Below are 24654 nucleotides of genomic sequence, written 5' to 3'. Positions count from 1 at the left end.
CGGCCCGCAGGCCGCCCAAGTGGCCTTCATGCGGCAGGTCGGGAGCCTGCCTGCATGTGAGCGACGGGGGACCGGGAGGCCCCCCTGGGAAGTGCCATTACTTGATGTAACCGGCCTTTTTCATCTCGCGCGTGGTCAGCGCTTGCGCGGCGGCAAGGGCATCATCGGCGGAGGTGGTGCCCGCAAGGGCGGCCGAGAATTGCTGGCCAACGGCGGTGCCGATGCCTTGGAATTCCGGGATCGCCACGAATTGCACGCCGACATAGGGCACCGGGTCAACCGTCGGGTTGGTCGGGTCCGCCGCATTGATCGAGTTCAGCGTCATCGCCGCGAACGGCACTTTTTGATACTCGGGGTTTTCATAAAGCGAGGTGCGGGTGCCCGGCGGCACGTTCGCCCAACCCTCATGCTCGGCCACAAGCGCGGTGTAGTCTTTCGAGGTTGCCCATTCGACAAAGGTCTTCGCGGCTTCGGCTTTTTGCGTGCCTGCCGGGATCGCAAGGTTCCACGCCCAGAGCCAGTTGCCGTGTTTGGCAATGCCCGCCTTGTTCGGCGCCAGCGCAAAGCCCACACGGTCCGCAACGGTGCTGTCATTGGGGTTGGTCACGAAAGACGCGGCCACGGTCGCATCAATCCACATGCCGCAATGGCCTTGTTGGAACAGCGCAAGGTTCTCGTTGAAGCCATTGTTCGACGCGCCGGGCGGGCCGTAATTGGTCATCATGTCGAGATAGTCGGTGAGGGTTTCTTTCCACGTCGCGCCGTCAAACTGCGGGTTCCACTCCATGTCGAACCATTTCGCGCCGTAGCTATTGGCCATCGCGCTCAGGAACGCCATGTTTTCGCCCCAGCCCGCTTTGCCACGCAGGCAGATGCCGTAAATCTCGTTGTCGCGGTCGGTCATCGCCGCAGCAGCGGCTTTGACATCGTCCCAAGTGGGCTCGGCCGGCATGGTCAGCCCCGCCGCTTCCATCAGATCGGTGCGATACATGATCATCGAGCTTTCGCCGTAGAACGGCGCGGCATAAAGCTTGCCATCCACTGTCAGACCGCCGCGGATCGCGGGTAGCAAGTCGTCGACATCGTAGGCGGCATCAAATTCGAGCGGCAGGAGCCAGCCTTGTTTGCCCCAGATCGGCGCTTCATAGGTGCCGATCGTCATCACGTCATATTGCCCGCCCTTGGTGGCAATGTCTGTCGTAACCTTTTGGCGTAGAACGTTTTCTTCCAACGTGACCCAGTCAACTTTGATGTCGGGGTGCTTGGCGTAGAAGTCGTCCATCAGGCCCTGCATGCGGACCATATCGCCATTGTTGACGGTGGCAACGGTGATCGTGGTTTCGGCCAGCGCGGCAGTCGCCAACGCCGACAGAGCACAGGCGCCCATCAGCGCCCGGATCTTGGTGTTCATGGTTCTCCTCCCAGAGTTTGAGCAAATGCCCAACCAGTGAGTAAATGTTCACTTACGGGCGGCACTCTGTCAATCGTGAAAATTCAGGCTAGGCGAAAGAAGGTTTACGATCTGTTAACATTCATGAATGACGTGTGAACGACGCCGCTTTCGCGGCACCGAGCAGGCGCAGCATTTGTGAGGTGGGGCGTTTGGGTGGGGTCTAGCCCAGCAGCGCGCGGGCGGTCGATTCGTCGGTCACCAGCCCGTTGATCAGTTGCCCTTTGAGCGCGGCTTGCATCGCTTGCAGCTTGGATTTGCCCGCCGCAATGCCGATCACCGGCTTTTCGCGCCCCGCTGGAATGCGGAAGGAGCCAATCAACCGGGTTGTTTCAGTGTCGATATAGCGTCCCTCGGCATCAATCACGCCGCCGACAATCTCACCCGCTGCCCCGGCAGCCTGCAGGTCATCGAGCTGTGCGCGGGTGATGAACCCATCTTTGTAAAGTGGCGCTTCCTCGTTGATTTGACCAATGCCGACAAAGGTTACATCGGCTTGTTCGGCCAATTGCATCACCGCTTGCACCGGGCGCAACGCATTGAACAGCGCGCGTTCGGCGGCGGTGTCGGTGATCACCGGCACCAGCATCGGGTAATGGGGCAATTGCAGCTTATCGGCCATGCGCATAATCACGTCATAAAAGCTGGCCGAGCCATCGGGCGCGATGTTGGAAATGAGCGAAACGATCCGGTGCTGGGCATGGGGCGTGCGCATCACCTCGGAGGCCATCGCCGAAAGCGCGCGCCCGGTGCCGAAGGCAATGATCAGCGGCTCCGCCTCGGCTAAATAGCGTTCGAGCAATTGCGCGGCGGCGGGCGCGGTGGCATGCGCGGTGTCCACGCCCTCGGGCAGGGCAGGGACCACGCGCGCCAGTTGCAGATCAAACCGCCTCACAAGCGCGGCCTCTAGGTCCAGACAGGCAGAGATCTTATGCTCAAGCCGCACATGTACCAGCCCGTCCGCCATGGCTTTTGCCACCAGCCGTTGCGCGCGTTGGCGCGACACGCCCAGCTCAGCGGCGACTTGGTCTTGGGTCAAACCGCCAACGTAATAGAGCCAGCCTGCGCGGGCGGCCTCATCTTGCGGGGTGGGGTCGGGCTCTGCCATCACTGCCATCCTTGCGCCTAGCGCCCCGCCAGCAGGGTCTCGAATTGGCTGAAATCATCGAAGCTGAGCGCGGGGCGCGCATCTTCGGGCGGGATCAGGTCTTGGCCCGCCAAATGGCTGCCGCCGGTGAAGCGCCAAACCTCCATCCCCGCCGCCAGCCCCGCGCGAATGCCATTGAGGCTGTCTTCAATCACCAAACAGCGCGCAGGATCGGCCCCCATCTCTTGCGCGGCAAGAAAGAACAGATCCGGCGCGGGCTTGCCGTTTTGCACTTGGCTGGCGGTGTAAAGCCTTGGCCCAACGCGCCCGGTCAGCCCCGCAATTTCCAGCGAGCGTTCGGCGCGCGGGCGGGAGGACGATGTCGCCACGCACCACGGCAGGCTAATCCGGTCCAGCAGCGCCACCACACCGGGCATCACCTGCATGTCGCGTTCAAAGGCGGCAAGCAGCCGCTCGCGGTAGCGCGCTTCAAATTCCTCGGGCAGATCAAGGCCGAACTCGAGCCGCACCTGTTTGAGCACAGTGGGATAAGATCGGCCCAGAAAATGGCGCGCCACATAATCGAGATCGATCTCGACGCCATTCAGCGCGAGTTCCGCGATTAGCATCTGTGCCGAGATGATCTCACTATCGATCAAAACCCCGTCACAATCAAAAATCACCAGATCGAACATGGCGGCCTCCTCAAAGCACCCTAACCTCAAGCGCTACGCCAGAAAAGAGGGTGGGTGATTGCGCTAGCAGATAATAAATCAACTAGATTTATCTATTGACCCTGCCTGCGACTCGCGCCACTCTCACCGCGACCCCTTGAGGAGGGGGTCATGTGATAACGGGAGGAGATACCGTGATGATGCGCAAAGCAGCCCTTTTGGGCGCTTCGGTTCTGGCGTTTACGGCCCTTGCGGGCGCGGCTTCGGCTGAGGTGAGCGCCTGCTTGATCACCAAGACCGACACCAACCCCTTCTTCGTAAAGATGAAGGAAGGCGCGACGGCCAAGGCCGAGGAAATGGGCATCCAGCTCTCGACCTATGCAGGCAAAATTGATGGCGATGTCGAAACCCAGATCGCGGCGGTGGAAAGCTGCATCGCGGGCGGCGCCAAGGGCATTTTGATCACGCCCTCCGACAGCCGCGCTTTGGCGCCGGTGGTGGGGCAGGCGCGTGACGCGGGGCTTTTGGTGATTGCGCTCGACACGCCCTTTGAGCCCGCCGACACGGCCGACGCCACCTTTGCCACCGACAACTTCTTGGCGGGCGAGCTGATCGGCAAATGGGCCGCGGCCAAGATGGGCGATACTTCCGGCGCGAAGATCGCGCTTTTGGACCTCAACCCCTCTGAAGTTTCGGTTGATTACCTGCGCGACCAAGGCTTCCTGACCGGCTTTGGCGTCGATGTGAAAGACCCCAAAGATATCGGCGACGAAGACGATCCGCGCATCGTTGGCAATGATGTCACGAACGGCAACGAAGAAGGTGGCCGGACCGCGATGGAAAACCTGCTGCAAAAAGACAGCGGCGTGAATGTCGTCTACACGATCAACGAACCCGCTGCGGCGGGCGCTTATGAGGCGCTCAAAGCGGTTGGGCTGGAAAGCCAAGCGATGATCGTTTCGGTGGATGGTGGCTGCCCGGGCGTGCAAAACGTGGCCGATGGGGTGATCGGCGCGACCTCAATGCAATTCCCGCTTCTGATGGCCTCCAAAGGGGTTGAGGCGATTGCCGCCTTTGCCGCCGATGGCACCAAGCCGCAAAACTCCGAAGGGCTCGACTTCTTCAACACCGGCGTGACGCTGGTGACCGATGAGCCGGTTGAGGGCGTGCCCTCGATCACCTCAGAAGAAGCGCTGCATCAGTGCTGGGGCTGATCTAGCCCAAAATTGACCAAGAGAGGCGGTTTCCGCCTCTCTTTTCGCATCAGCAGGCACGGGAGGGGTGGCGCATGAGCGAGACGGGGAGCCCAAAGGGGCAAGAGTTCGAGCATATACTCGGCCAAAGCGACAAGCGCGTCGCGCAGTTTGATGATCGACCGAAGGGCTTGGTCGAAAAGCTGCAACATATGCTGCATGGCAATCCAACGCTGGTGCCGGTGATCGTGCTGGTTGCGGCAATTGTGGTCTTTGGCCTTGTCGCCGGGGATCGGTTCTTCTCGCCCTTCAACCTGTCGCTGATCTTGCAGCAGGTCTCGATCATCGGGATTTTGGCCGCCGCGCAATCGCTTATCGTGCTCACCGCCGGGATCGACCTTTCCGTCGCGGCGATCATGGTGCTGATGTCGGTGATCGCGGGCAATCTCGCCGTTTATATGGGCGTGCCGCCGATTCTGGCGCTGGCCGTGGCCTTTGCGGGCGGCACCGGCGCGGGGCTGATGAACGGCTTCCTTGTGACCAAAGTGAAACTGCCGCCCTTCATCACCACGCTCGGCACATGGTCGATTTTCTATGCGCTGAACCTCTGGCTTTCGGGCGCGCAATCCATCCGCAGCCAAGACATCGACAAAAACGCACCGCTTCTCAAATTCTGGGGGGAAGGGTTCGCCTTCTTTGGCGCCAAGGTCACCTATGGCTCGCTTTTGATGATCGCGGTCTTCTTGGGCCTTTGGTACATGCTCAACAAAACCGCTTGGGGCCGCCATGTCTATGCCGTGGGCGATGACAAGGAAGCGGCCGAACTGGCGGGCATTCAGGCTGACCGGGTGCTGCTCTCGGTCTATGGGATGGCGGGGCTTGTCTGCGCCGTCGCCGCCTGGGCCGCGATTGGCCGCGTTGGCTCGATCTCGCCGCAATCCTTCTATGAGGGCAATCTGCAATCCATCACCGCCGTTGTGGTGGGGGGGATTTCGCTTTTCGGCGGGCGCGGCTCCATTCTCGGGGCGCTCTTTGGGGCGCTTATTGTGGGCGTGTTTCAATCGGGCCTGCGGCTCGCGAATGTGGATGTGCTTTGGCAGGTCTTCGCGATTGGCTGGCTGATCATCATCGCGGTCGCCATCGACCAATGGATCCGGAAGGTGTCGAAATGAGCATGCAACCCATTCTCTCGGCTCGTGGCCTCGTGAAACGCTATGGCAAAGTGACCGCGCTCGACCATGCCGATTTTGAGCTTTATCCGGGCGAAATTCTGGCCGTAATTGGCGATAATGGCGCGGGCAAATCCACCTTGATCAAGGCGCTTTGCGGCGCGGTGCAGCCCGATGCGGGTGAGATTTTCCTTGATGGAAAGCCCGTTCATTTTGCGTCCCCGATGCAGGCGCAAGAGGCAGGGATTGCCACGGTCTATCAAACCCTGGCCCTGTCGCCCGCGCTGTCGATTGTGGACAATATGTTCATGGGGCGGGAAATCCGCAAACCCGGTATTGCGGGCTCGGTTTTCCGCGCGCTCGATCATGGCGCGATGCGCGACTTCGCGCGCGAGAAACTTTCCGAACTTGGCCTGATGACCATTCAAAACATCGACCAAACGGTGGAAACGCTTTCGGGCGGGCAGCGCCAAGGCGTGGCGGTGGCGCGTGCCGCGGCTTTTGGCTCCAAGGTGATCATTCTCGATGAACCCACCGCCGCGCTCGGCGTCAAGGAAAGCCGCCGGGTGTTGGAGTTGATCTTGGATGTGAAGGCGCGCGGTATTCCGATCATCCTGATCTCGCACAATATGCCCCATGTGTTTGAAGTGGCTGACCGCATCCATGTGCACCGCCTTGGGCGTCGCCTGTGTGTGATCGACCCAAAGACGCATTCAATGTCCGATGCGGTGGCCTATATGACCGGGGCGAAAGCGCCCGAGGGCATGGAAGCCGCCTAAACGATCAAACCCGGCGCGCCCCACTCACGGAACTTGCGCAAAGGGTGAGGCCCGGGGTCGCCCCCGGGCCTTTGGTCTTGCCCGAAGCCTACCTTCCGGTCCAATCTTGCGCCAAAGAACTGCAGGAGGCAGGGGGGGAAGAATGAAACTGGTTCGTTATGGCGAAAAAGGCTTTGAAAAGCCGGGGCTTTTGCACACCGATGGCACGTTGCGCGACCTAAGCCGGGTGGTGCGCGATATTGATGGCGCAGCGCTTTGTGATGCGGGGCTGTCGCGGCTGGAATGGGTCGATGCCGCGATGCTGCCGATTGTGCCCGAAGGCGTGCGTTTGGGGGCCCCCGTCGCCAATGTTGGCAAGCTGATTGCGGTCGGTCTGAACTACGCCGATCACGCCGCCGAGTCTGGCATGGATGTGCCGCCCGAGCCGGTGTTGTTCATGAAAGCGACCTCGGCGATTTCCGGCCCCGATGACCCGATCGAATTGCCGCGCGGCTCCACCAAGCTGGATTGGGAGGTGGAACTGGCCTTTGTGATTGGCACGCGCGCGAAATACGTCCCCCTCGAGAGCGCGATGGATCATGTGGCGGGCTATATGATCTGCAATGATGTGTCGGAGCGCAGCTTCCAAATTGAACATGCGGGCCAATGGGTCAAAGGCAAAAGCCATGACAGCTTTGCCCCTCTTGGCCCGTGGTTGGTGACGAAGGAAGAGGTGCCCGATCCGCAAAACCTGTCGCTTTGGCTGGATGTGAATGGCTCTCGTCGCCAAAACGGCTCGACCGCGACAATGGTCTATGGGGTCGCTTATCTGGTGCATTACATTAGCCAATTCATGACGCTGGAGCCGGGCGATATCATCACCACCGGCACGCCGCCGGGTGTGGGCATGGGGATGGACCCGCCGCAATTCCTGTGGGAGGGCGATACGGTCGATCTGGGGGTTGAGGGGCTGGGCCAACAGCATCAGCGCGTGGTGCTGGTGTGACACCGGCCGAGGTCTACACCCAACTCGCGGCAGGCGATGCGGCGCGGCGCACGGACTTTACGCTTGCGAAGCGCCGCGCGGTTTTGGCGAAACTTGCCGCCGAATTGCGCGCGCGCGAAAGCGAGATCATGGCCGCTTTGGCCGCCGATCTTGGCAAGCCGCCGGTTGAGGTGCGGATCTCGGAAATCATCCCCATCCTGTCGGAAATCCGGCACACGTCCAAACATCTGAAGCGCTGGGCCAAGCCACGCCGGGTTTGGCCCACGCTTTCCATGCTGGGCACACGCGGTACGATCCGGCCCGAGCCCAAGGGCACGGTGCTGATCATCGCGCCGTGGAACTATCCGCTGTGCCTCGCGCTTGGCCCGTTGGTCTCAGCGATTGCGGCGGGCAATGCGGCGGTGATCAAACCCTCCGAACTCGCGCCCGCCACCTCGGCGCTGATCGCCCAAATCGCCGCTGCCGCGCTGCCTTCTGACCTTGTGGCGGTGGTGGAAGGGGGTGTGGAGGTGTCGACCGAGCTTCTTGCCCAGCCCTTTGACCACATCTTCTTTACCGGCTCGCCCGCTGTGGGGCGCGTGGTGATGGCGGCGGCGGCAAAAACGTTGGCCTCTGTCACGCTGGAATTGGGGGGCAAATCTCCGGTCATTCTTGGCTCCGGCGCAAATCTACAAAAAGCCGCGCGGATGGTGGCTTGGGGCAAGTTCCAAAACGCGGGCCAAACCTGCATCGCGCCCGATCATGTCTATGTGCCGCGCGGAGATCAGGCAGCTTTCACCCAAGCCCTGCGCGCCGAAATCGCCAAGATGTATGGCGCCACGCCCGAAACCTCGCGCAGCTTCGCGCGGCTGATTGGGGCGCGCCATTTCACCCGGCTCAAGGGCTTGCTGGATGAGGCGCTGGCCAAAGGCGCGACCCTTATCACTGGCGGCGTGGCGGAAGAGGCCGCGCGCTACCTTGCCCCCACGGTGTTGACCGATGTTCCGGGCGAGGCCGCGCTCATGCGCGAAGAGATTTTCGGCCCGGTGCTTCCGGTGATTGCCTATGACGATCTGGAGACGGTGCTGGCCGAAATTGAGGCTGGGGAAAAGCCGCTCGCGCTTTACCTCTTCACCAAGGACCGCACCTTGATCAACCGCATCAGCGCCGCCACCACCTCTGGCGGGGTGGGGGTGAATGTGACGCTTGCGCATTTCCTGCACCTCAACCTGCCCTTTGGCGGGGTGGGCAATTCGGGCCTAGGGGCGGCGCATGGGCGCTGGGGCTTTGCCGCTTTCAGCCATGAAAAGCCGATCTTGGAAAACCGCTTTGCGGTTCTGGACCCGTTGATGCCGCCCTATACAAAAATGAGCGCGCGGCTTGCCAAAGCGGTGCAAAAGCTGGTGGGCTAAGCCTTAGGGTAAAGGCGCGAAAGGGTTTGTTTACCAAGCGCGATTAGGGTTTGGGAAACAGCCTCCCCAAGCCCTGAATGACCCTCACCATCTACGCCATCGACAATCAGTTTGCGGCTGCCACGGGCTCCAACATCGGCTCGGGGGCGGGCACGTCTACCTTTGACTATCCGCCGAACTCGTCAAAGGATTTGGTGATCTCCTCGCAAGAGGGCGATCCCTCCCCCTATATCTTTTCGCCGGGCGATACCTATACCATCACCTTTGCGGGCAATGGCGGCGATACGATCGAAAACGCCACAATCATCCGTTCCGATTTCATCGACCTCAATGGCGACAGTGGCTATGCGGTGGTGTTTGAGGGGCTTGATAGCCATGGCGATCTGATCCAACTCGTTTGGACCCCGGATTTTGATTTGGAAACATGGTATTGGGATAATTTTGACTCAGGCAATCCGCCCGGGTTTTATACCACGGACCAATCCCCAACCACCTATCAGATGCCCTGCTTTGATGCCCGCACACGGGTGCAAACGCCCGAAGGTGAGCGCGCCATCGCCTGCCTACGCCCCGGTGATGTGGTGGACACGCGCGACAACGGCCCGCAAGCTTTACGCTGGATCGGGCGGTTTGATGTGGCGGGCGTTGGGCGCTCGATGCCGGTCTGGTTTGAAACGGGCGTTTTGGGCAATACCCGGCCTTTGCTGCTCAGCCGCCAGCATCGGGTGCTGCTTACCGACCCGCAGGGGGAAGAGGTGCTGGTGCCCGCCGCCGCGCTGCTCAACGGGGCCACGGTGCGGCTGCAACCGCTCGACCGGATCGCCTATGTGCATCTGCTGTTTGAGCGCCATGAGATCATTTTGGCCGAGGGTTGTGCCTGCGAAACGCTGCTGCTCAAGCGTACCACGGCGGGGTATTTGGCCGATCAGCATATTCCCGGCCTGCCGCAAGCGATGGGCGGGCTGGCGCAAACCCCGGCGCGGCCCATTTTGACGACGCGGGCTGGCGAACAGCTTTGGGCGCGGATACAAAAAGCCACGGGGCGCAAGCGGGCAATGTTTGGCAAGCGGGGCCGTTCGCAAGCCGCGATCTTCACCTTTGTGCCCTGCACCACAGGCGCGCACGCCAATTGCCGCGCGGTAGAGGCCGAAGACCCCGCGCCGGTCTGAGTGCTGACCCACGATGCCCTGATGGCACGCCCTTAACCTCGCGTCCCTGCGCGCTGCTGCCCCCTTGCTCCCGCGCACATTTCGGCTCACACCGGGGCAAACGCGGGGAGGCGGGGATGAGTGAGGCAAAGGCGTCAGGCGGCTGGAAGCTTTGGGCAGTGCTGGCGCTGCCGCCGCTGTTCTGGGCGGGCAATTTCATCGTGGCGCGCTATTCGCGCGGCGAATGGCCCCCCGTCAGCCTTGCCTATGGTCGCTGGGTGATTGCGCTGATCGCGCTTTTGCCCTTTGCTTGGCCACATCTCAAACGCGATTGGCCGCTTTATAAACGCTACTTCTGGCGCATCGTCGGGCTTTCTGTGCCCGGCGTTGTGGCCTTTAACACGCTGATTTATTGGGGCTTGCAGACAACGCCTGCCACCAACGGGATGCTGCTCAATTCCTCGATCCCGCTGTTGATCTTGCTCATCGGCGCGCTTTTCTGGGGGCAGCGCTTGGGGCTGTGGCAGGTCTTGGGCCTGATTGTCTCCACGCTGGGCGTGGCGGTGGTGATCTTGCAAGGCTCGCTCGCCCGCGCGCTGGCGCTTGATTTCGCGCAGGGCGACTTGATCATTTTTACCGCGATGATCGCTTGGGCCTTTTACACGATGGGGCTGAAGCTCTTCCCGCCAGAGGTGAACCGGATTGGTCTTTTGGCGGTGCAGATCATCCTTGCACTACCGATGCTTGCGCCGTTCTTGGCGCTGGAGCTTTGGCTCGGCTATCGGCCGATCTTCACCCCGGCTTCGATTGCCTCGCTCGCCTATATCGGCATTGTGCCCTCGGTTCTGGCCTATCTCTTTTATACGCGTGCGGTGGTGCTGGCGGGGCCTGCGCGGGCAGGGCAGTTCATTCACCTGATCCCGGTTTACGGCGCGATCTTGTCGGCGGCCTTCCTGCATGAGCCGCTGCATCTTTACCACGCGGCGGGCTTTGGGCTGATTTTGGGGGGCATTTTGCTCGCCGCCCAAGGCAATCGCGCCGCTGCCAAAGGGTGATTTTGCTTGCACGCGGCGCGCTTTCCCCTATAAGGCCCCATCTTCCGCGCTGATATGAACCGGCGCAGCCTCTCGTGGTGGGTGGCGGAAGGTTACATCCACCGTTGAAGCCGCCTAGTGAAAACAGGAGCCTACATGCCGCTTTACGAGCATGTCCTCATTGCGCGTCAGGATCTGTCCAACGCGCAGGCCGAAGGTCTTTTGGAACATTTTTCCGCCGTGATCGGTGACAACGGGGGCAAAGTCCTCGGCACCGAATACTGGGGCGTGAAAACCATGGCCTACAAGATCAACAAAAACCGCAAAGGCCACTATGGCTTCATGCGGACCGAATCGCCCTCGGGCGCCGTGCAGGAAATGGAGCGTCTCGCCCGTCTGCACGACGACGTGATGCGTGTTCTGACCGTGAAGGTCGACGCCCATGACGAAGGCCCCTCGGTGCAGATGCAAAAACGTGACGAGCGCGAAGAACGCGGCCCCCGTGGCGACCGCGGCCCGCGTCCCGAACGTCGTTGATCGCAGGAGTTTGACCCATGGCTAGCAAACCGTTTTTCCGTCGCCGCAAGGTCTGCCCGTTCTCGGGCGAGAACGCGCCGAAGATCGACTACAAAGACACCCGTCTTCTGCAGCGCTACATCTCTGAGCGTGGCAAGATCGTCCCCGCCCGCATCACCGCCGTTTCGGCCAAGAAACAGCGCGAGCTTGCGCGTGCCATCAAGCGCGCCCGTTTCCTCGCCCTGCTTCCCTATGCCGTGAAGTAAGGAGACAGAGCAATGCAAGTCATCCTTCTGGAACGCGTGGCCAAACTTGGCCAAATGGGCGATGTCGTGAAAGTGCGCGACGGGTATGCCCGCAACTTCCTGCTGCCCCAAGGCAAAGCGCTGCGCGCCAACGAAGCCAACATCAAAAGCTTCGAAGAGCGTAAAGCCCAGCTTGAGGCCCGCAACCTTGAGACCAAAGCCGAAGCGCAAGCTCTGGCCGAGAAACTCGACGGTCAGCAGTTCATCGTGATCCGCTCGGCGTCCGACGCCGGTGCGCTTTATGGTTCGGTCACCACCCGTGACGCCGCCGAAGCGGCCACCACGGGCGGCTTCTCGATCGACAAGCGCCAAGTGGTGCTGAAAGCCCCGATCAAAGACCTCGGCCTGCATGACGTGCACGTTGTGCTGCACCCGGAAGTCGAAGCGACCATCGTCATCAACGTGGCGCGCTCGATGGAAGAAGCCGAAATCCAAGCTTCGGGCAAATCGATCCAAGAACTCGCCGCAGAAGCCGAAGCGGCTGCCGAGTTCGAGATTGCCGAACTGTTCGACGAAGTGGGCGCTGCGGCGGCCGACGACGACGAATAAGAAATCTATCTCCGATCTCGGAGGTGACGAGCCGCGCCCTTTGGGGCGCGGTTTTGTTTTGGGATGGTGCCACAAAAGGGTAGGGGCCGAGCGCCGGGTGGGCGACAAAGCTCTGAATGAGGCACTTTATCGTGTCAGGTCTTGCCAGCCCCGTTTCGCGCGAAACGCCGCAAAGCGCCCGCCCGAGGGGGCGGTCGGGCGCTGCCCGGGCCGCTAAAGCGGCTGCTCCGGGCAAGGTTCTTACGTCGGCAAAATCGCCATCGGCGTGGCCTTCATCGCGCTTGCGAGCGAGGCAAAGCGCGCCTCGGCCACTTCGCCAAACAGCCCCGCGCCGCGCTTGGTCAGATGCAGCTCGATGGTGTTGGTCTTTTCGTTATAGCTCAACTCGCCCGCATCGCCCGGATCATGGATCGCGAACATCGCGCCAAAGCGCATCGCCTTGCCCAAGATCTCGGCCTCGCGCAATTGCTCGGGTGGCAGCAGATCAAAGAGCGGCGTGAACCGGCTGCCGGAGCGCGAGTTCTTGTAGCGGTGCAACAGTGCCCCCCCCAAAAACACCCGCTCCGGGTGGCTTAGCGCCGCCATATTGGCGCGAGTGACATTGTCAAAACACGCCTCGGCCCGGTAGTCGGGATGGGTGCGCCAAGTTGTGTCATGCAGCAAACAGGCCGCGCGCATCAGCCGGTAGCGCGCGGGGGAGACCTCGCCAAAAAGCGGCTCGATGAAGGCATGCAGCTTTTTACCAAAGCCCGGCAGCCGCGATTGCCCTCGTTCGGCATGGCGGCAGGCTTCAATCAGCGGGTCGCGCGCGCGCAGCTTGTCGGGCATCTGCTCATAGAGAAGCCCTTCGCGGATACCGTAGGAGGAAACGTCAATTTCCTTCGGCTGGAAGGTTTCGATCAATTCGCGCAGCACGAGGGATGCCAGCGGCACCAGTTCCATCCGCGCTTGCGAGGTGCCAGTTTTCGCGCGCAGATCCGCCAAGTCTTGCTTGCCGATCCAATCGAGCGTTTTGAGAACGCTGTCGGGCTCCATCCGGTATTCATGCAGCACCAAAAGCGGGTATTTGTTGCGCTCCATATCAAGACGCGCAATCGCCCGCCACGAGCCGCCCACCAGATAAAGCCGGTCGTGATCCGTGCCGAGCTTCTTCGCCAGCCGCTCCACATGGGCGCGGATATGGGCGACTTGCTCTTTTTTACCGCCCTCGATCTGTTGCAGCCGGAACGGCCCCAAAGGCGAGGTGTCGCGCTTGCCCACTTTGCGCCCGCCCAAAACGGCGAGTTCCATCGAGTTGCCGCCAATGTCGGAAATCAGGCCCTGCGCCTCGGGCCAGCCCAACAGCACGCCTTGCGCCGAAAGCCGCGCCTCTTCGGTGCCGTCAATCACATGTAGCCGCAGCCCAGTTTCGCGCTCCACCTGGCGCTGAAACTCGGGGCCGTCTTTGGCATCGCGCACCGCCGCCGTGGCGACGCAGGTGAGCGGGCCAATATCCATCCCCTTGGCCAGCAACGAAAACCGCTTGAGCGCGATCAGCGCGCGTTCGCGGCCCTTGGGGTTCAGCATCCCGGTTTCGGCAAGCTCTTTGCCCAGCCCCGCCATCACCTTTTCATTGAAGAAATAGGCCGGGCTGCGGGCGGCGCCGTCAAACACCACCATTCGAACCGAGTTGGAGCCAACATCAACCACCCCCACCCGCGACACGGCGCGGGCTGAAGGGTCATCGAACAAAGGCTTTCCAAATGGGTCCCAATCCTCGGCGTCCTCATGCAGGGGAGTGGTCTTTGGGTTCATCGGGCAGCCTTCCGAGTCGATCCGTCCTAAGCGTGATCACGGTATCCTGTGTTCGGGTCCATGGGCAAGCACCGGCACATCTTTTGCGCCCGCCGTGCCACGCCCCGAAAGCGAGGGGTTTTCCATGAAGAACTTGTGGCAGGAGAAAAGTTCCTTGCCCTCGGGCAGGGCGCGGATAAAGCGGCCATCGGGGCCAAGCACCCAGCTTTGCGCGGTATCGGCCATGTTCGCCGCCATGATCTGGCCGACGATCTGCGCTTTCACCGTGTCGTTTTTCGCCTCAACCAGCGTTTCGACGCGCCGCGTGAGGTTCCGGCCCATCCAGTCGGCAGAGGAGAAAAACACCCGTGCCCCTTCTGAGGGCAGACCATGGCCATTGCCAAAGCAGACAATCCGCGAATGTTCCAAGAACCGCCCGACAATGGATTTGACGCGGATGTTTTCGCTCAGCCCTTTGATGCCGGGGCGCACACCGCAGATGCCGCGCACCACGAGCGAGATTTCCACCCCCGCTTGGCTTGCCGCATAAAGCGCATCAATCACATCGGCATCAATCAGCGAGTTGACCTTGGCCCAAATCTCCGCAGGCCGCCCGGCTTTGGCATGCTCTGCCTCGGCGGCGATCATTTCCAGAAGCTTGGGTTTGAGCGAGGTGGGAGAGATCGACAAATTCTCCAACCCCTCGGGCTGCACATAGCCCGACAGATAGTTGAAGACCTTGGTGGCATCGCGCCCCAAGCTCGCATCGCAAGTGAAAAAGCTCAAATCGGTGTAAATCCGCGCCGTGATCGGGTGATAGTTCCCGGTCCCATAGTGGGTATAGGTGACAAGGTTCTCGCCCTCGCGCCGCACCACGGTGGAGATTTTCGCGTGCGTTTTCAGGTGCATGAAGCCGTAAACGACATGCGCGCCAGCGCGTTCCAGCCGCCGCGATTGGCGAATGTTGGCGGCCTCGTCAAAGCGGGCCTTGAGTTCGACAAGGGCCGTGACCGATTTGCCGTTTTCCGCCGCCTCGCAAAGCGCATCCACGACGGGGCTGTCTTTCGAGGTGCGGTAAAGCGTTTGCTTGATTGCCAGAACATTGGGGTCATTGGCCGCTTGCGTCAGGAAGCGAATGACCATGTCAAAGGTTTCATAGGGGTGGTGCAGCAGCATGTCCTTATGCCGAATGGCCGAGAACATATCGCCGTCATGGTCTTGCACCCGTTCGGGCACGCGCGGCACAAACGGCGGCCAAAGCAGATCGGGGCGGTTATCCAGCACCAGTTCTTTCAGATCGGCGACCCCCAAGAGCCCCTTCACCTCGACCACCTCATCGGGGGCGACGTGCAATTCTTCCATGATCAGGCGGCGCAAAGCGCTTGGCGCACCGGTGGTGATTTTGAGCCGGATCACTTGGCCGCGACGGCGCCGTTTCAGCGCGGTTTCAAACTCGCGCACAAGGTCTTCGGCTTCGTCTTCGACCTCAAGGTCGCTGTCGCGCAGCACCCGGAACGCGCAATGCCCGGTTTCGGTGTAGCGCGGAAACAGCATATCGAGGTGCAACAGCAGCAATTCTTCCAGCGGCAGGAAGCGTGCCTCGCCGGGCAGGCGGATGAACCGGTCGATCTGCTGCGGGATCGGCAAAAGCGCCTGCATCCGCCGTTTGTCGGCGGTGCGTTCCAACTCCAGCGCCAAGCAAAAGCCGGTGTTGGGGATGAAGGGGAAGGGGTGCGCAGGGTCAATGGCGAGCGGCGACAGCACCGGGAACACTTTCGACAGGAAGTATTCCGCCAAGAAGCTGCGATCTTCGGCGGTGATCGAGGAGCGCGACAGCAGATGGATGCCGGTTTCTTCCATCTCGCGGCGCAGCGTGTTCCACGTGGATTGCTGCGTTTCCATCAGCGCGCGGGCATCGGCGTTGATCAGCGTCAGCTGTTCAGCAGGGGTCAGCCCATCATCCGAGGGCACGGCATTGCGTTCGCGCACAAGCTCCATCAGGCCGGCCACGCGCACGGTGTAAAACTCGTCGAGGTTGGTGGCCGAGATAGAAAGAAACCGCAGCCGCTCCAGCAGTGGTACGCGCTGGTTCGCCGCCTCTTCCAGCACCCGCCAGTTGAAGGCGAGCCAGCTCAACTCTCGGTTGAAGAAGCGCTTCGGCCCAGCCAGATCCTCCTCGGGAAGTTCATGCGGGACGGGAAAGGGGGCGGTGAGGAAATCTGCCTGTGTCATGGAGCGCTTATGCTTCTGTTATGTGATGGAATTGTGACAGTTTAGGTGCGCTCAACGTAACGTGTCTAGCACTTCAGCAGCCATGGTCCGGGTGATCGGCTTGCGCTCGGCCAAAGCGCGCGCATCGAGCGCCGCCACCAAGGCCCGCGCCGTGCCCAAAGAGCGCTCCATACGCGGCACAAGCCAACTCACCAAAGTGGGCGGCACGATCAATTGCCGGTCGGAGAAAAGCTTGCCCAGAACCGCGCCCAAAAGCACATCATCGGGCGGTGCGATATGCACTGCCGTGGTGGCCTCAAGGCGGCTTTTGAGGTCGGGCAGACGCAGGTGCCAATCGCGCGGCGGGCAATCGGCGGTGAAGAGCACCAAGCCCCCCTCGGCGGCGATCAGGTTCACCAGATGAAACGCCGCTTCTTCGGCAGCCGGGTCGCCGCCCATATGCTGGGCATCTTCCACCACCACCGCGCGCAGCGCGGCCAGCCGTTCCGCCCCGGCATCGGTCAGTGCGCGCGCATCAATGATTTCGGCCTTGTGATCCTCGGCCCAGATCGCTGCCAGATGGGTCTTGCCCGCGCCTTCGGGGCCCACCAAGAGCATCCGGCCTGCGGGCCAATGCTCAGGCGTATCAAGGGCTGCCAGTGCCAGCGCATTGGCGCCTGCCACGAAGAAATCTTCGCGTCCCCGGGCTTGCCGCACCGGTAGGTCGAATGCCATTTGCCGCCCCATCTTAGGCCTCATCCTCGGGGGTTTCGGTTGCATCTGAAAGGGTGCTGGGGGTGTCTTCGTCTTGCCATTCAAGGCCGCGGTAAAGCCGCCCCTCGCGGTAATGCTCCAGCGCAAAGCGGACCAGAACCCCGATCATCGCGGCAAGCGGAACCGCCACCAGCATGCCCACAAAGCCAAACAGCGTGCCAAAGGCCGACAGCGCAAAGATCAGCCACAGCGGGTGCAGCCCGACCGAACTGCCGACCAGCCGCGGGGTGATGATATTGCCCTCTAGGAATTGGCCGACGGCAAAAATGCCCGCGACAATCCCGATCGAGAACCATTCCCCCCAAAACTGATAAAGCGCGAGCCCAATGGCGAGCACGCCGCCCACCAGCGCGCCGACATAGGGGATGAAGGTCAGCATGCCCGCGACCGCCCCGGCCAGCAGGCCAAAGGTCAACCCCGCCGCCATCAGCGCCACGCCATAGAAGGTGGCCAAGATCAAACAAACCGAGATTTGCCCGCGCACAAAGCCCGAAAGCACCTTGTCGATTTGGCGGGCCAGTTCGCGGATCGTGGGCGCATGATCGCGCGGCAACAGCGCATCGACCTTGGCGACCATATTGTCCCAATCCAACAGCATGTAAAATGCCACGACCGGCACGACGACAATGAAGACCAGCGCATTGACGACGCTCATCGCCGAGGAAAGCAGCGTTTGCGCCAGTTCCGCCCCGCGCGCCTTGATCGCATTGCCAACGCCCGCCAAGGCCTCGTTCGTGGCCGAGCCCGGCTCCATCAGCGAGGGGAAATGCGTGGTCAGAAAGGCTTGCAACCGCGCGGCAATTTCGGGCGCGGTTTCCACAAGCCCGGTCAACTGGCGCACCAGCGTGGGCAAAATGGCGAGCCCAATCACGACAAAGGCAGAGGTGGCGATAAAGGCAATGGTGGCCGTCGCCACCGCCCGGCTTGCGCCTGCGCGCTCTAGCCGGTCGGCCAGCGGATCAAGGAAGTAGGCAATGGCGCCGCCCACCAAGAAGGGCAGGATCACATCGCCCAACCCCCAAAGCACCACCACAAGCGCGCCCATGGCGACGCCCCAATAGGTAACCTGTTGCCGCACCGGCAAAGCCATGAACTTCTCCCCACAATCCTTTGGACAAGATCGCGTTTTTGGCTTGCGGTTTCAAGTTTTTCTGCGTGCGCAGCAAAATTGTAACGCGTGTGTGACGCGCGTCATTGGGTGGCGTTGGGGCCCCTAAAGCCGTGGATTATTCCACGATTTCCGGGGCGATGGTCATTTCCGCTTGCTTCGGCCCCGGGTAACGGAACACGATGCGTTTGAGCGGGGGCGGCGACATCCGTTCCAGCAAGCGGAACTTCACGGCGAATCCCTCTGCCTCCAGATAGGCCATCACTTCGGCCCCATCTTCGGGGGTGCCGCCGATCTGGCGTAACTCCACAATCCGCACACCGCGCAGATGGTGGCGCATCGCGTTGTAATCTGCCTCGGTCAGAAAGGTGCCGGGCATCGGAAGGGCAAATGCATCGCTCATACCTATAAGCATGATCAGCCTCGCCGCGAGCGCAAGCGCGAAAATGCGCGCATGGTTTCACAATGCGCGGCGGCTTGCTCAAATCGGGGGCGACAGGCGCCCCCTTGCCGATTGAAGCCGCGTTTCATCGTCGCGCCCGCCATTATTCGGCCGGTTCGGGCACGCGCACCTGCGTCAGTTTGCCCTGAAACCGTGCATCGCCAACATGAAACGCGCCGCTGCCATTCCAATTGGCATCAACGGTGAATTCGCCAAAGAACGGCGCAAGATAGGCGCGGTCGCGCGGCCCGCGCGCGGTGACGACGACCTGACCTTGAAGCCCCCCCAGCAGCCCCAAGGCGCCACGCTCGGGCGAAAGCTCCATCACCCCTTTGGCGTGGCCATTGAATTCTTGCGGTGTATTGACCCGTGTGCGCATCAGCCCATGCAGGCTGGCATCCAGCAGGCGTGTTTCAGGATTGACGGCCAGTTCGATGGAAAGCGTAGCCGCCCCGGCGCGGGCAGTTTCGAAATCCAACCGGACGATATAGAGACCTTGGGGCATTGGGGGTGACCTTTCTTGGCGCGGTATGTGCGTGACTCGGAAAAAGGCGCGGACCGAGCGGCCGGTCCAACGCGGGCTCTCGCACGTTGGGCCGATGGATGCGCAGGAAGGCCGGGGCCGCACACCCGGTGGCAGGGCGGCAGCGAGGACGCAGGCAAGCGGCGAAACGTCGCACAACTATAAGCTGAGTCGCGCAAATCGCCTAGCGGTTTTGCGCAGGCCGCTCAGTCGAGATCGAGCCAAAGCGCGCCATTTCGGTACCCGCCGCGGATCAATTTGCCCGGTGACAGCTGATCGGGAAACGCCTCGGCCCAATCGCGAAACCGATCATTGCTGACGATCCGGGCGCCCATATCTTGGGCTGCAGCGAGCAGGGTCGGGTCTGCGGGCTGGCCTTTGGGCACCACCAGCACCTGCGCTTTGGGTAGACCGATCCGGCGTGCAAGCACAGCATCATCTTGGTAGCGGCCGCCGAGCTTGTAGCCCGCATTGGCATCAAACACGACGCCGGCGCGGAACCCGGCGGCTTGCAACCGCGCCACGAGCTCGACCACCGGCTCCAGCGCGGGGGTGTTATCGCGCCAATGCATCACGTTGGAGCCGTCAATCAAGATCGTGGGGCGCTTTCGGTCGCGCCGCCAGCGCCGCAGCTCCAAGATTGAATAGACTAAGGCCAGACCAAGCAGGAACGGCAAGCTTTCAAAAAAGAGATCCATGGGCTTCCTTGATGAGACTTCGGCAAAGACATTGGGCAGAATGTCAGGTTTGCCGGGGAGGGGGGAAGGCGGCGGATCGCCCGGCCTCTGGTCTTTCGCCCCATCTTGCCCCGCGCCCCGGTTTCCGCTAGCCCCATTGGCAACGAACTCACCGAAACTCTGCCAGAGGCCCGCCCATGCGCCTGTCCCGCTACTTCCTCCCCGTTCTCAAGGAAAACCCCGCCGAGGCGCAGATTGTCAGCCACCGGCTGATGCTGCGCGCTGGTATGATTAAGCAGCAGGCGGCGGGGATTTATTCTTGGCTGCCCTTGGGCTTCAAAGTGCTCAAACGCATTGAGCAGATCGTGCATGAAGAGCAAATTCGCGCCGGGCACATTCCGCTGCTGATGCCGACGCTGCAACCGGCTGATCTGTGGCGCGAGTCGGGCCGCTATGACGATTACGGCCAAGAGATGCTGCGCATCAAAGACCGCCATGATCGCGATATGCTTTACGGGCCCACCAACGAAGAGATGATCACCGACATCTTCCGCGCCCATGTCAGTTCTTACAAAGAACTGCCGCTGACGCTTTACCACATCCAGTGGAAATTCCGCGACGAGGTGCGCCCGCGCTTTGGCGTGATGCGGGGCCGCGAGTTCTATATGAAAGATGGCTATAGCTTCGACCTTACCCGCGAAGACGCGCTGCATGCCTACAACCGCCATATGGTCAGCTACCTGCGCACCTATGAGCGGATGGGCCTGACCGCGATCCCGATGCGCGCAGCCTCGGGCCCGATTGGCGGCGACAACACCCATGAATTCTTGGTGCTTGCCCAAACCGGCGAAAGCGAAGTCTTCTACGATGCGAAAGTGCCGGACCTGAAACTGGGCGACCGCGAAGTGGATTATGATGACCGCGATGCAGTGGCGGCGATCTGCGACGAGTTCACCACGCTTTACGCCCGCACCGATGAAACCCATGACGAGGCGGTCTTTAACGAGATCCCGGAAGAGCGTCGCTGCGTGGGCCGTGGCATTGAAGTTGGCCAAATCTTCTACTTCGGCACCAAATATTCCGAAGCGATGGGCGCGACCGTTTCCACCCCCGATGGCACCCGCGTGCCGGTGGAAATGGGCTCGCACGGGATTGGCGTGTCGCGTCTGCTTGGCGCGCTGATCGAAGCGAACCATGACGATAAAGGCATCATCTGGCCCGAGGGCGTGACGCCGTTCCATTGCGGCATCGTCAACCTCAAACAAGGCGATGCGGCGACCGACAGTGCCTGTAACGCGCTTTACAAAGCGCTTACCGAAAAAGGTCTTGAGCCGCTTTATGACGACCGCGAAGAACGCGCCGGTGCGAAATTCGCCACCATGGATCTGATCGGCTTGCCGTGGCGCATCACTGTGGGCCCGCGCGGGCTTGGCAATGGTGTGGTCGAGCTGACCTCGCGCCGCAGCGGCGAAAGTGAAGAGATGTCGCTGGAGGCGGCAGTGGCGCGCGTGGCCGAGATTTACGCAAATCACTAAGGTTTTCGCCCTTTCGGGCGGGTGTTTGGGGCGCGTGCGGGCAACCGTGCGCGCCTTTTTCGTTCACGTTCAGGCACGATTAGTTGACTGGGTTTGAGCCATTTTTCCCGTTTGGGAACATTGATTTAGCGCGCGTGCAGCCAATCTTTCACGGGCAGACAAACACTCTGTCTGAAGGAAGACTGATATGGAAAAACTCGCTCTTGTGGCCGCTGCGGCGGCTGGTTTTGCTGCACCTGCTTTTGCGGGTGGTTTGAATACGCCCGTGGTTGAAGCGGCTCCCACCGCGCCCGCGCCCTTTGTGGCCTCGACCGGGAAATGGGATGGCTTTTATGGCGGGGTTACCGCTGGGTCGGTGACCGGTGGCCGCGCGACCTATAAAAACGCTACTGCGCCCGATACCTCCGATAGCCTTGGCAGCGGCAGCTATGGGGTCTTTGGCGGCTACAACCTGCAACGCGGGTCGCTGGTCTATGGCGGCGAACTTGCGCTGCAAGCGGCGGATGTCGACACAGACAATGGCCCTGCGCATTTCAACAACCTGCTTGATGTGAAGGCGCGCCTTGGCTGGGCCTATGGCGATGCGCTGCCCTATGCCTTTGTGGGTTATTCGCGCGGGCAGTGGAACAATGGTGACGGCCAAACCAATGACGACGCCGATGGCGTGAACTACGGGCTTGGCGTGGATTACGCGGTGAACGATCAATGGCAGGTCGGGGCCGAATTTATCCGCCGCGAACTGGACACCGATTTCAACGGCACCGCGAACAGCGTGGAGCAAAACTTCAACGCGGTTCAACTGCGTGCGGCTTACCGCTTCTGATAGGCGTCCTCCTGAACACACGCCCTCCTGCGCCCCCGCTGGTCTGCCCGGCGGGGGCGTTTGCATTTGCGATCCTGCGCGATTTGGGGCCTTGCGCCTTTGCCACAGGCGCAGTTCTTGACAGTTTCACTCTATCGGCGCATAGCAGCCAAGATACATAACCCGCAACCGGGCGTTCCGTGGGCGCCAAACTGACGAGGAGGACATATGTCCCAGGTCACTCTTTCTTTCCCCGATGGCAATAAACGCGACTATCCGGCTGGTGTGACAGCGGCGGAAGTGGCGGCGTCCATTTCCAATTCGCTCGCCAAGGCGGCGATCTCGGCGCAGCTTGATGATGCGCATTGGGATTTGCAGTGGCCGATCACCAAAGACGCGCGCATCTCCATCAATACGATGAAAGACCCGGTGCCGGCGCTCGAACTCATTCGCCATGACCTCGCCCATATCATGGCGCGCGCGGTGCAAGAGATTTGGCCCGATGTGAAAGTGACCATTGGCCCGGTGCGCGATGCGGGCTGGTTTTATGACTTCGACCGCGAAGAGCCCTTTACCCCCGAAGATCTGGGCGAGATCGAAGCGCGGATGAAGAAGATCATCAATGCGCGCGAGCCGGTGAAAACCGAAGTGTGGTCGCGCGAGGCGGCGCTCAAGCATTACGAAGAAACGAACGAGCCTTATAAGGTCGAACTCGTCAACCGCATCCCCGAAGACCAAGACCTGCGCATGTATTGGCACGGGTCTTGGCAAGACCTGTGCCGCGGCCCGCACCTGCAACATACCGGGCAAGTGCCTGCGGATGCGTTCAAGCTGACCCATGTGGCGGGCGCTTACTGGCTGGGTGATAGCACGCGCCCGATGCTGCAACGCATCTATGGCATTGCCTTCCGGTCGCGCGACGACCTCAAAGCGCATATGACGATGCTGGAAGAGGCCGCGAAACGCGACCACCGCAAGCTCGGCAAAGAGATGGACCTCTTCCATATGCAAGAAGAGGCGCCGGGGCAGGTATTCTGGCACCCGAATGGCTGGACCATCTACACCCAGCTGCAAGATTATATGCGCCGTCGTCAGCGCGCCGATGGCTATGTCGAAGTGAACACGCCGCAAGTGGTGAACCGCAAGCTGTGGGAAGCCTCGGGCCACTGGGATAACTACCGCGAAAACATGTTCATCGTTGAGGTGGACGAGGATGGCGCGCGCGAAAAGGTCATCAACGCGCTCAAGCCGATGAACTGCCCCTGCCACGTGCAAATCTTCAACCACGGGCTCAAGTCCTACCGCGATCTGCCGCTGCGGATGGCGGAATTTGGCTCCTGTGCGCGGTATGAACCCTCGGGCGCGCTGCATGGCATCATGCGGGTGCGCGGCTTCACCCAAGATGACGCGCATATCTTCTGCACCGAAGAGCAGATCGAAGCCGAAACGAAGAAGTTCATCGACTTCCTTGCCGCGATTTATTCCGATCTTGGCTTTGACAAATGGCGCATCAAACTTTCGACCCGCCCCGATAAGCGGATCGGCTCGGAAGAAAGCTGGGATCATGCCGAGGCGGCGCTGGCCAATGCGGTGACCGCTGCGGGCTATGAGTATGAAATCTTCCCGGGCGAGGGGGCCTTCTATGGTCCGAAGCTTGAATTCGTGCTGACCGATGCGATTGGCCGGGATTGGCAATGCGGGACGCTGCAAGTGGACCCGAACCTGCCCGAACGGTTGGATGCGCATTACATCGGGGCCGATGGGGCCAAGCATCGCCCGATCATGCTGCACCGCGCTTGCCTCGGCTCGTTCGAGCGGTTCATCGGCATGTTGATCGAGAACTTCGCAGGCAAGATGCCACTGTGGTTGGCGCCGCGGCAGGTGGTGGTCGCCTCGATTGTTTCGGAAGCCGATGATTATGTGGAAGAAGTGGCGGCTAAGTTGATCGAAGCGGGGATTCGCGCCGAATGCGATACCCGCAATGAAAAGATCAACTACAAGGTGCGCGAGCATAGCCTTGGCAAAGTGCCCTATATCTTTGCGATCGGCATGAAAGAGGTGGAAAACCGGACCGTCTCGGTGCGCCGTTTGGGCGATAACCGCACCGAAACCGTGGCGCTTGACGAGATCATCGCGACCCTTACCACCGAGGCAACGCCGCCTGATTTGCGCTGAAAAAGGGCAATGAATTTTTTTCTGGCAGCGGGGGGCACATGTCCCCCGCTACTTTTTTGAACGCTTGATCTTTTTGGGGCAGGAACTCGCCCCTTGGTTGCGCAAATGTTGTGCAATTAACCGCCTCCTCGCGCTGAACCTCCTGTGAAACAAGGCAAATTGGACAAATTGACGCAAGGTCTTGAACCCCGGCCTGCGGCGCTTTGACCGTTGCTTTTTGGGGCACGTGTGGCAGGCTTCCCCTCGCGTGGGCAAACTCTTTCTACCGCTCCCTCCTGGGGCAGCCGGGGAATTGAAAGTCAGGGCTGCACGTCTTGCGGCAATGAAGCCGCGGGATCACTACGAGGAGAGAAA

The 24654-nt window shown here is 61.2% G+C and carries 23 protein-coding genes; 13 read left to right on the top strand and 10 right to left on the bottom strand.

All coding sequences use genetic code 11. The features are described from left to right. Positions 1–97: 97 nt before the first annotated feature. The 3 genes from CRO18_RS05515 to CRO18_RS05505 form a co-directional block, all read right to left on the bottom strand. A complete protein-coding gene (locus tag CRO18_RS05515; protein WP_097081347.1) occupies positions 98–1411 on the bottom strand; it encodes a sugar ABC transporter substrate-binding protein in 1314 nt (437 codons plus the stop codon). Positions 1412–1613: 202 nt separating this feature from the next. After that, positions 1614–2558 carry a sugar-binding transcriptional regulator gene (locus CRO18_RS05510; protein WP_097081346.1) on the bottom strand — a complete coding sequence of 315 codons (945 nt, stop codon included), beginning with the start codon at positions 2556–2558 and terminating at the stop codon, positions 1614–1616. 17 nt (positions 2559–2575) lie between these two features. Next, positions 2576–3232: an HAD family hydrolase gene (locus CRO18_RS05505; protein ID WP_076483290.1), complete on the bottom strand. Its 657-nt coding sequence runs from the start codon at positions 3230–3232 to the stop codon at positions 2576–2578. 179 nt (positions 3233–3411) lie between these two features. Here CRO18_RS05505 and CRO18_RS05500 point away from each other — a divergent pair, with 179 nt between their 5' ends. The 10 genes from CRO18_RS05500 (at position 3412) to rplI (ending at position 12280) form a co-directional block, all read left to right on the top strand. Further along, positions 3412–4425, top strand: a complete 1014-nt coding sequence (locus CRO18_RS05500) for a sugar ABC transporter substrate-binding protein (protein ID WP_076483577.1) — start codon at positions 3412–3414, stop codon at positions 4423–4425. A 74-nt stretch (positions 4426–4499) separates the two neighbouring features. Further along, entirely contained in the window at positions 4500–5576 is a 1077-nt protein-coding gene (locus CRO18_RS05495) for an ABC transporter permease (protein ID WP_097081345.1), read from the top strand. 2 nt (positions 5577–5578) lie between these two features. Beyond that, the gene (locus CRO18_RS05490) at positions 5579–6352 is read left to right on the top strand and encodes an ATP-binding cassette domain-containing protein (RefSeq protein WP_212710067.1); all 774 of its coding nucleotides are present in this window, start codon (positions 5579–5581) and stop codon (positions 6350–6352) included. A 142-nt stretch (positions 6353–6494) separates the two neighbouring features. Beyond that, positions 6495–7337: a fumarylacetoacetate hydrolase family protein gene (locus CRO18_RS05485; protein ID WP_097081343.1), complete on the top strand. Its 843-nt coding sequence runs from the start codon at positions 6495–6497 to the stop codon at positions 7335–7337. Further along, positions 7334–8728 (top strand): aldehyde dehydrogenase family protein, encoded by a 1395-nt coding sequence (locus CRO18_RS05480; protein WP_097081342.1) that lies wholly within the window; start codon positions 7334–7336, stop codon positions 8726–8728. The genes CRO18_RS05485 and CRO18_RS05480 overlap by 4 nt, the downstream gene beginning before the upstream one ends. A gap of 77 nt (positions 8729–8805) precedes the next feature. Beyond that, positions 8806–9897, top strand: coding sequence for a Hint domain-containing protein (locus CRO18_RS05475; RefSeq protein WP_097081341.1), 1092 nt, complete (start codon positions 8806–8808; stop codon positions 9895–9897). 116 nt (positions 9898–10013) lie between these two features. Then, the gene (locus tag CRO18_RS05470; protein WP_076483296.1) at positions 10014–10931 is read left to right on the top strand and encodes a DMT family transporter; all 918 of its coding nucleotides are present in this window, start codon (positions 10014–10016) and stop codon (positions 10929–10931) included. A 135-nt stretch (positions 10932–11066) separates the two neighbouring features. Further along, positions 11067–11447, top strand: a complete 381-nt coding sequence (gene rpsF, locus CRO18_RS05465) for a 30S ribosomal protein S6 (protein WP_076483297.1) — start codon at positions 11067–11069, stop codon at positions 11445–11447. A gap of 17 nt (positions 11448–11464) precedes the next feature. Continuing rightward, entirely contained in the window at positions 11465–11692 is a 228-nt protein-coding gene (gene rpsR / locus CRO18_RS05460; protein WP_076483298.1) for a 30S ribosomal protein S18, read from the top strand. Positions 11693–11704: 12 nt separating this feature from the next. Next, positions 11705–12280: a 50S ribosomal protein L9 gene (gene rplI / locus CRO18_RS05455; protein ID WP_076483299.1), complete on the top strand. Its 576-nt coding sequence runs from the start codon at positions 11705–11707 to the stop codon at positions 12278–12280. Between the two features lie 240 nt (positions 12281–12520). Here rplI and CRO18_RS05450 read toward each other — a convergent pair whose 3' ends face one another. From CRO18_RS05450 to CRO18_RS05420, 7 genes are all read right to left on the bottom strand, one after another. Next, positions 12521–14074, bottom strand: coding sequence for a Ppx/GppA family phosphatase (locus tag CRO18_RS05450; RefSeq protein WP_097081340.1), 1554 nt, complete (start codon positions 14072–14074; stop codon positions 12521–12523). Between the two features lie 36 nt (positions 14075–14110). Further along, positions 14111–16285 carry an RNA degradosome polyphosphate kinase gene (locus CRO18_RS05445; RefSeq protein WP_097081339.1) on the bottom strand — a complete coding sequence of 725 codons (2175 nt, stop codon included), beginning with the start codon at positions 16283–16285 and terminating at the stop codon, positions 14111–14113. A 51-nt stretch (positions 16286–16336) separates the two neighbouring features. Further along, positions 16337–17011: a DnaA ATPase domain-containing protein gene (locus CRO18_RS05440; protein ID WP_097081338.1), complete on the bottom strand. Its 675-nt coding sequence runs from the start codon at positions 17009–17011 to the stop codon at positions 16337–16339. Between the two features lies 1 nt (position 17012). Beyond that, positions 17013–18128 (bottom strand): AI-2E family transporter, encoded by a 1116-nt coding sequence (locus tag CRO18_RS05435; protein ID WP_097081337.1) that lies wholly within the window; start codon positions 18126–18128, stop codon positions 17013–17015. A 136-nt stretch (positions 18129–18264) separates the two neighbouring features. Beyond that, positions 18265–18549, bottom strand: a complete 285-nt coding sequence (locus CRO18_RS05430; protein ID WP_076483304.1) for a hypothetical protein — start codon at positions 18547–18549, stop codon at positions 18265–18267. A 142-nt stretch (positions 18550–18691) separates the two neighbouring features. Then, positions 18692–19093: a hypothetical protein gene (locus CRO18_RS05425; protein ID WP_076483305.1), complete on the bottom strand. Its 402-nt coding sequence runs from the start codon at positions 19091–19093 to the stop codon at positions 18692–18694. Between the two features lie 224 nt (positions 19094–19317). Further along, positions 19318–19809 carry a hypothetical protein gene (locus tag CRO18_RS05420; protein WP_097081336.1) on the bottom strand — a complete coding sequence of 164 codons (492 nt, stop codon included), beginning with the start codon at positions 19807–19809 and terminating at the stop codon, positions 19318–19320. A gap of 176 nt (positions 19810–19985) precedes the next feature. Here CRO18_RS05420 and proS point away from each other — a divergent pair, with 176 nt between their 5' ends. From proS to thrS, 3 genes are all read left to right on the top strand, one after another. Beyond that, positions 19986–21323, top strand: a complete 1338-nt coding sequence (gene proS, locus CRO18_RS05415) for a proline--tRNA ligase (protein ID WP_097081335.1) — start codon at positions 19986–19988, stop codon at positions 21321–21323. Positions 21324–21510: 187 nt separating this feature from the next. Then, positions 21511–22146 (top strand): outer membrane protein, encoded by a 636-nt coding sequence (locus tag CRO18_RS05410; protein ID WP_097081334.1) that lies wholly within the window; start codon positions 21511–21513, stop codon positions 22144–22146. 207 nt (positions 22147–22353) lie between these two features. Beyond that, entirely contained in the window at positions 22354–24300 is a 1947-nt protein-coding gene (thrS, locus tag CRO18_RS05405) for a threonine--tRNA ligase (protein WP_097081333.1), read from the top strand. Positions 24301–24654 lie beyond the last annotated feature (354 nt).

This window comes from Rhodobacter sp. JA431 (assembly GCF_900217725.1).
Classification (GTDB): Bacteria; Pseudomonadota; Alphaproteobacteria; order Rhodobacterales; family Rhodobacteraceae; genus Rhodobacter; species Rhodobacter aestuarii.
Note: the sequence above shows the minus strand (reverse complement) of the source record. Positions and strands in the feature narration are given on the sequence as shown.

Coding starts and splice junctions, on each gene's coding strand:
- CRO18_RS05515 (WP_097081347.1), bottom strand. CDS start 1,411: ATGAACACCAAGATCCGGGCGCTGATGGGCGCCTGTGCTCTGTCGGCG.
- CRO18_RS05510 (WP_097081346.1), bottom strand. CDS start 2,558: ATGGCAGAGCCCGACCCCACCCCGCAAGATGAGGCCGCCCGCGCAGGC.
- CRO18_RS05505 (WP_076483290.1), bottom strand. CDS start 3,232: ATGTTCGATCTGGTGATTTTTGATTGTGACGGGGTTTTGATCGATAGT.
- CRO18_RS05500 (WP_076483577.1), top strand. CDS start 3,412: ATGCGCAAAGCAGCCCTTTTGGGCGCTTCGGTTCTGGCGTTTACGGCC.
- CRO18_RS05495 (WP_097081345.1), top strand. CDS start 4,500: ATGAGCGAGACGGGGAGCCCAAAGGGGCAAGAGTTCGAGCATATACTC.
- CRO18_RS05490 (WP_212710067.1), top strand. CDS start 5,579: ATGCAACCCATTCTCTCGGCTCGTGGCCTCGTGAAACGCTATGGCAAA.
- CRO18_RS05485 (WP_097081343.1), top strand. CDS start 6,495: ATGAAACTGGTTCGTTATGGCGAAAAAGGCTTTGAAAAGCCGGGGCTT.
- CRO18_RS05475 (WP_097081341.1), top strand. CDS start 8,806: ATGACCCTCACCATCTACGCCATCGACAATCAGTTTGCGGCTGCCACG.
- CRO18_RS05470 (WP_076483296.1), top strand. CDS start 10,014: ATGAGTGAGGCAAAGGCGTCAGGCGGCTGGAAGCTTTGGGCAGTGCTG.
- rpsF (WP_076483297.1), top strand. CDS start 11,067: ATGCCGCTTTACGAGCATGTCCTCATTGCGCGTCAGGATCTGTCCAAC.
- rpsR (WP_076483298.1), top strand. CDS start 11,465: ATGGCTAGCAAACCGTTTTTCCGTCGCCGCAAGGTCTGCCCGTTCTCG.
- rplI (WP_076483299.1), top strand. CDS start 11,705: ATGCAAGTCATCCTTCTGGAACGCGTGGCCAAACTTGGCCAAATGGGC.
- CRO18_RS05450 (WP_097081340.1), bottom strand. CDS start 14,074: ATGAACCCAAAGACCACTCCCCTGCATGAGGACGCCGAGGATTGGGAC.
- CRO18_RS05445 (WP_097081339.1), bottom strand. CDS start 16,285: ATGACACAGGCAGATTTCCTCACCGCCCCCTTTCCCGTCCCGCATGAA.
- CRO18_RS05440 (WP_097081338.1), bottom strand. CDS start 17,011: ATGGGGCGGCAAATGGCATTCGACCTACCGGTGCGGCAAGCCCGGGGA.
- CRO18_RS05435 (WP_097081337.1), bottom strand. CDS start 18,128: ATGGCTTTGCCGGTGCGGCAACAGGTTACCTATTGGGGCGTCGCCATG.
- CRO18_RS05430 (WP_076483304.1), bottom strand. CDS start 18,549: ATGAGCGATGCATTTGCCCTTCCGATGCCCGGCACCTTTCTGACCGAG.
- CRO18_RS05425 (WP_076483305.1), bottom strand. CDS start 19,093: ATGCCCCAAGGTCTCTATATCGTCCGGTTGGATTTCGAAACTGCCCGC.
- CRO18_RS05420 (WP_097081336.1), bottom strand. CDS start 19,809: ATGGATCTCTTTTTTGAAAGCTTGCCGTTCCTGCTTGGTCTGGCCTTA.
- proS (WP_097081335.1), top strand. CDS start 19,986: ATGCGCCTGTCCCGCTACTTCCTCCCCGTTCTCAAGGAAAACCCCGCC.
- CRO18_RS05410 (WP_097081334.1), top strand. CDS start 21,511: ATGGAAAAACTCGCTCTTGTGGCCGCTGCGGCGGCTGGTTTTGCTGCA.
- thrS (WP_097081333.1), top strand. CDS start 22,354: ATGTCCCAGGTCACTCTTTCTTTCCCCGATGGCAATAAACGCGACTAT.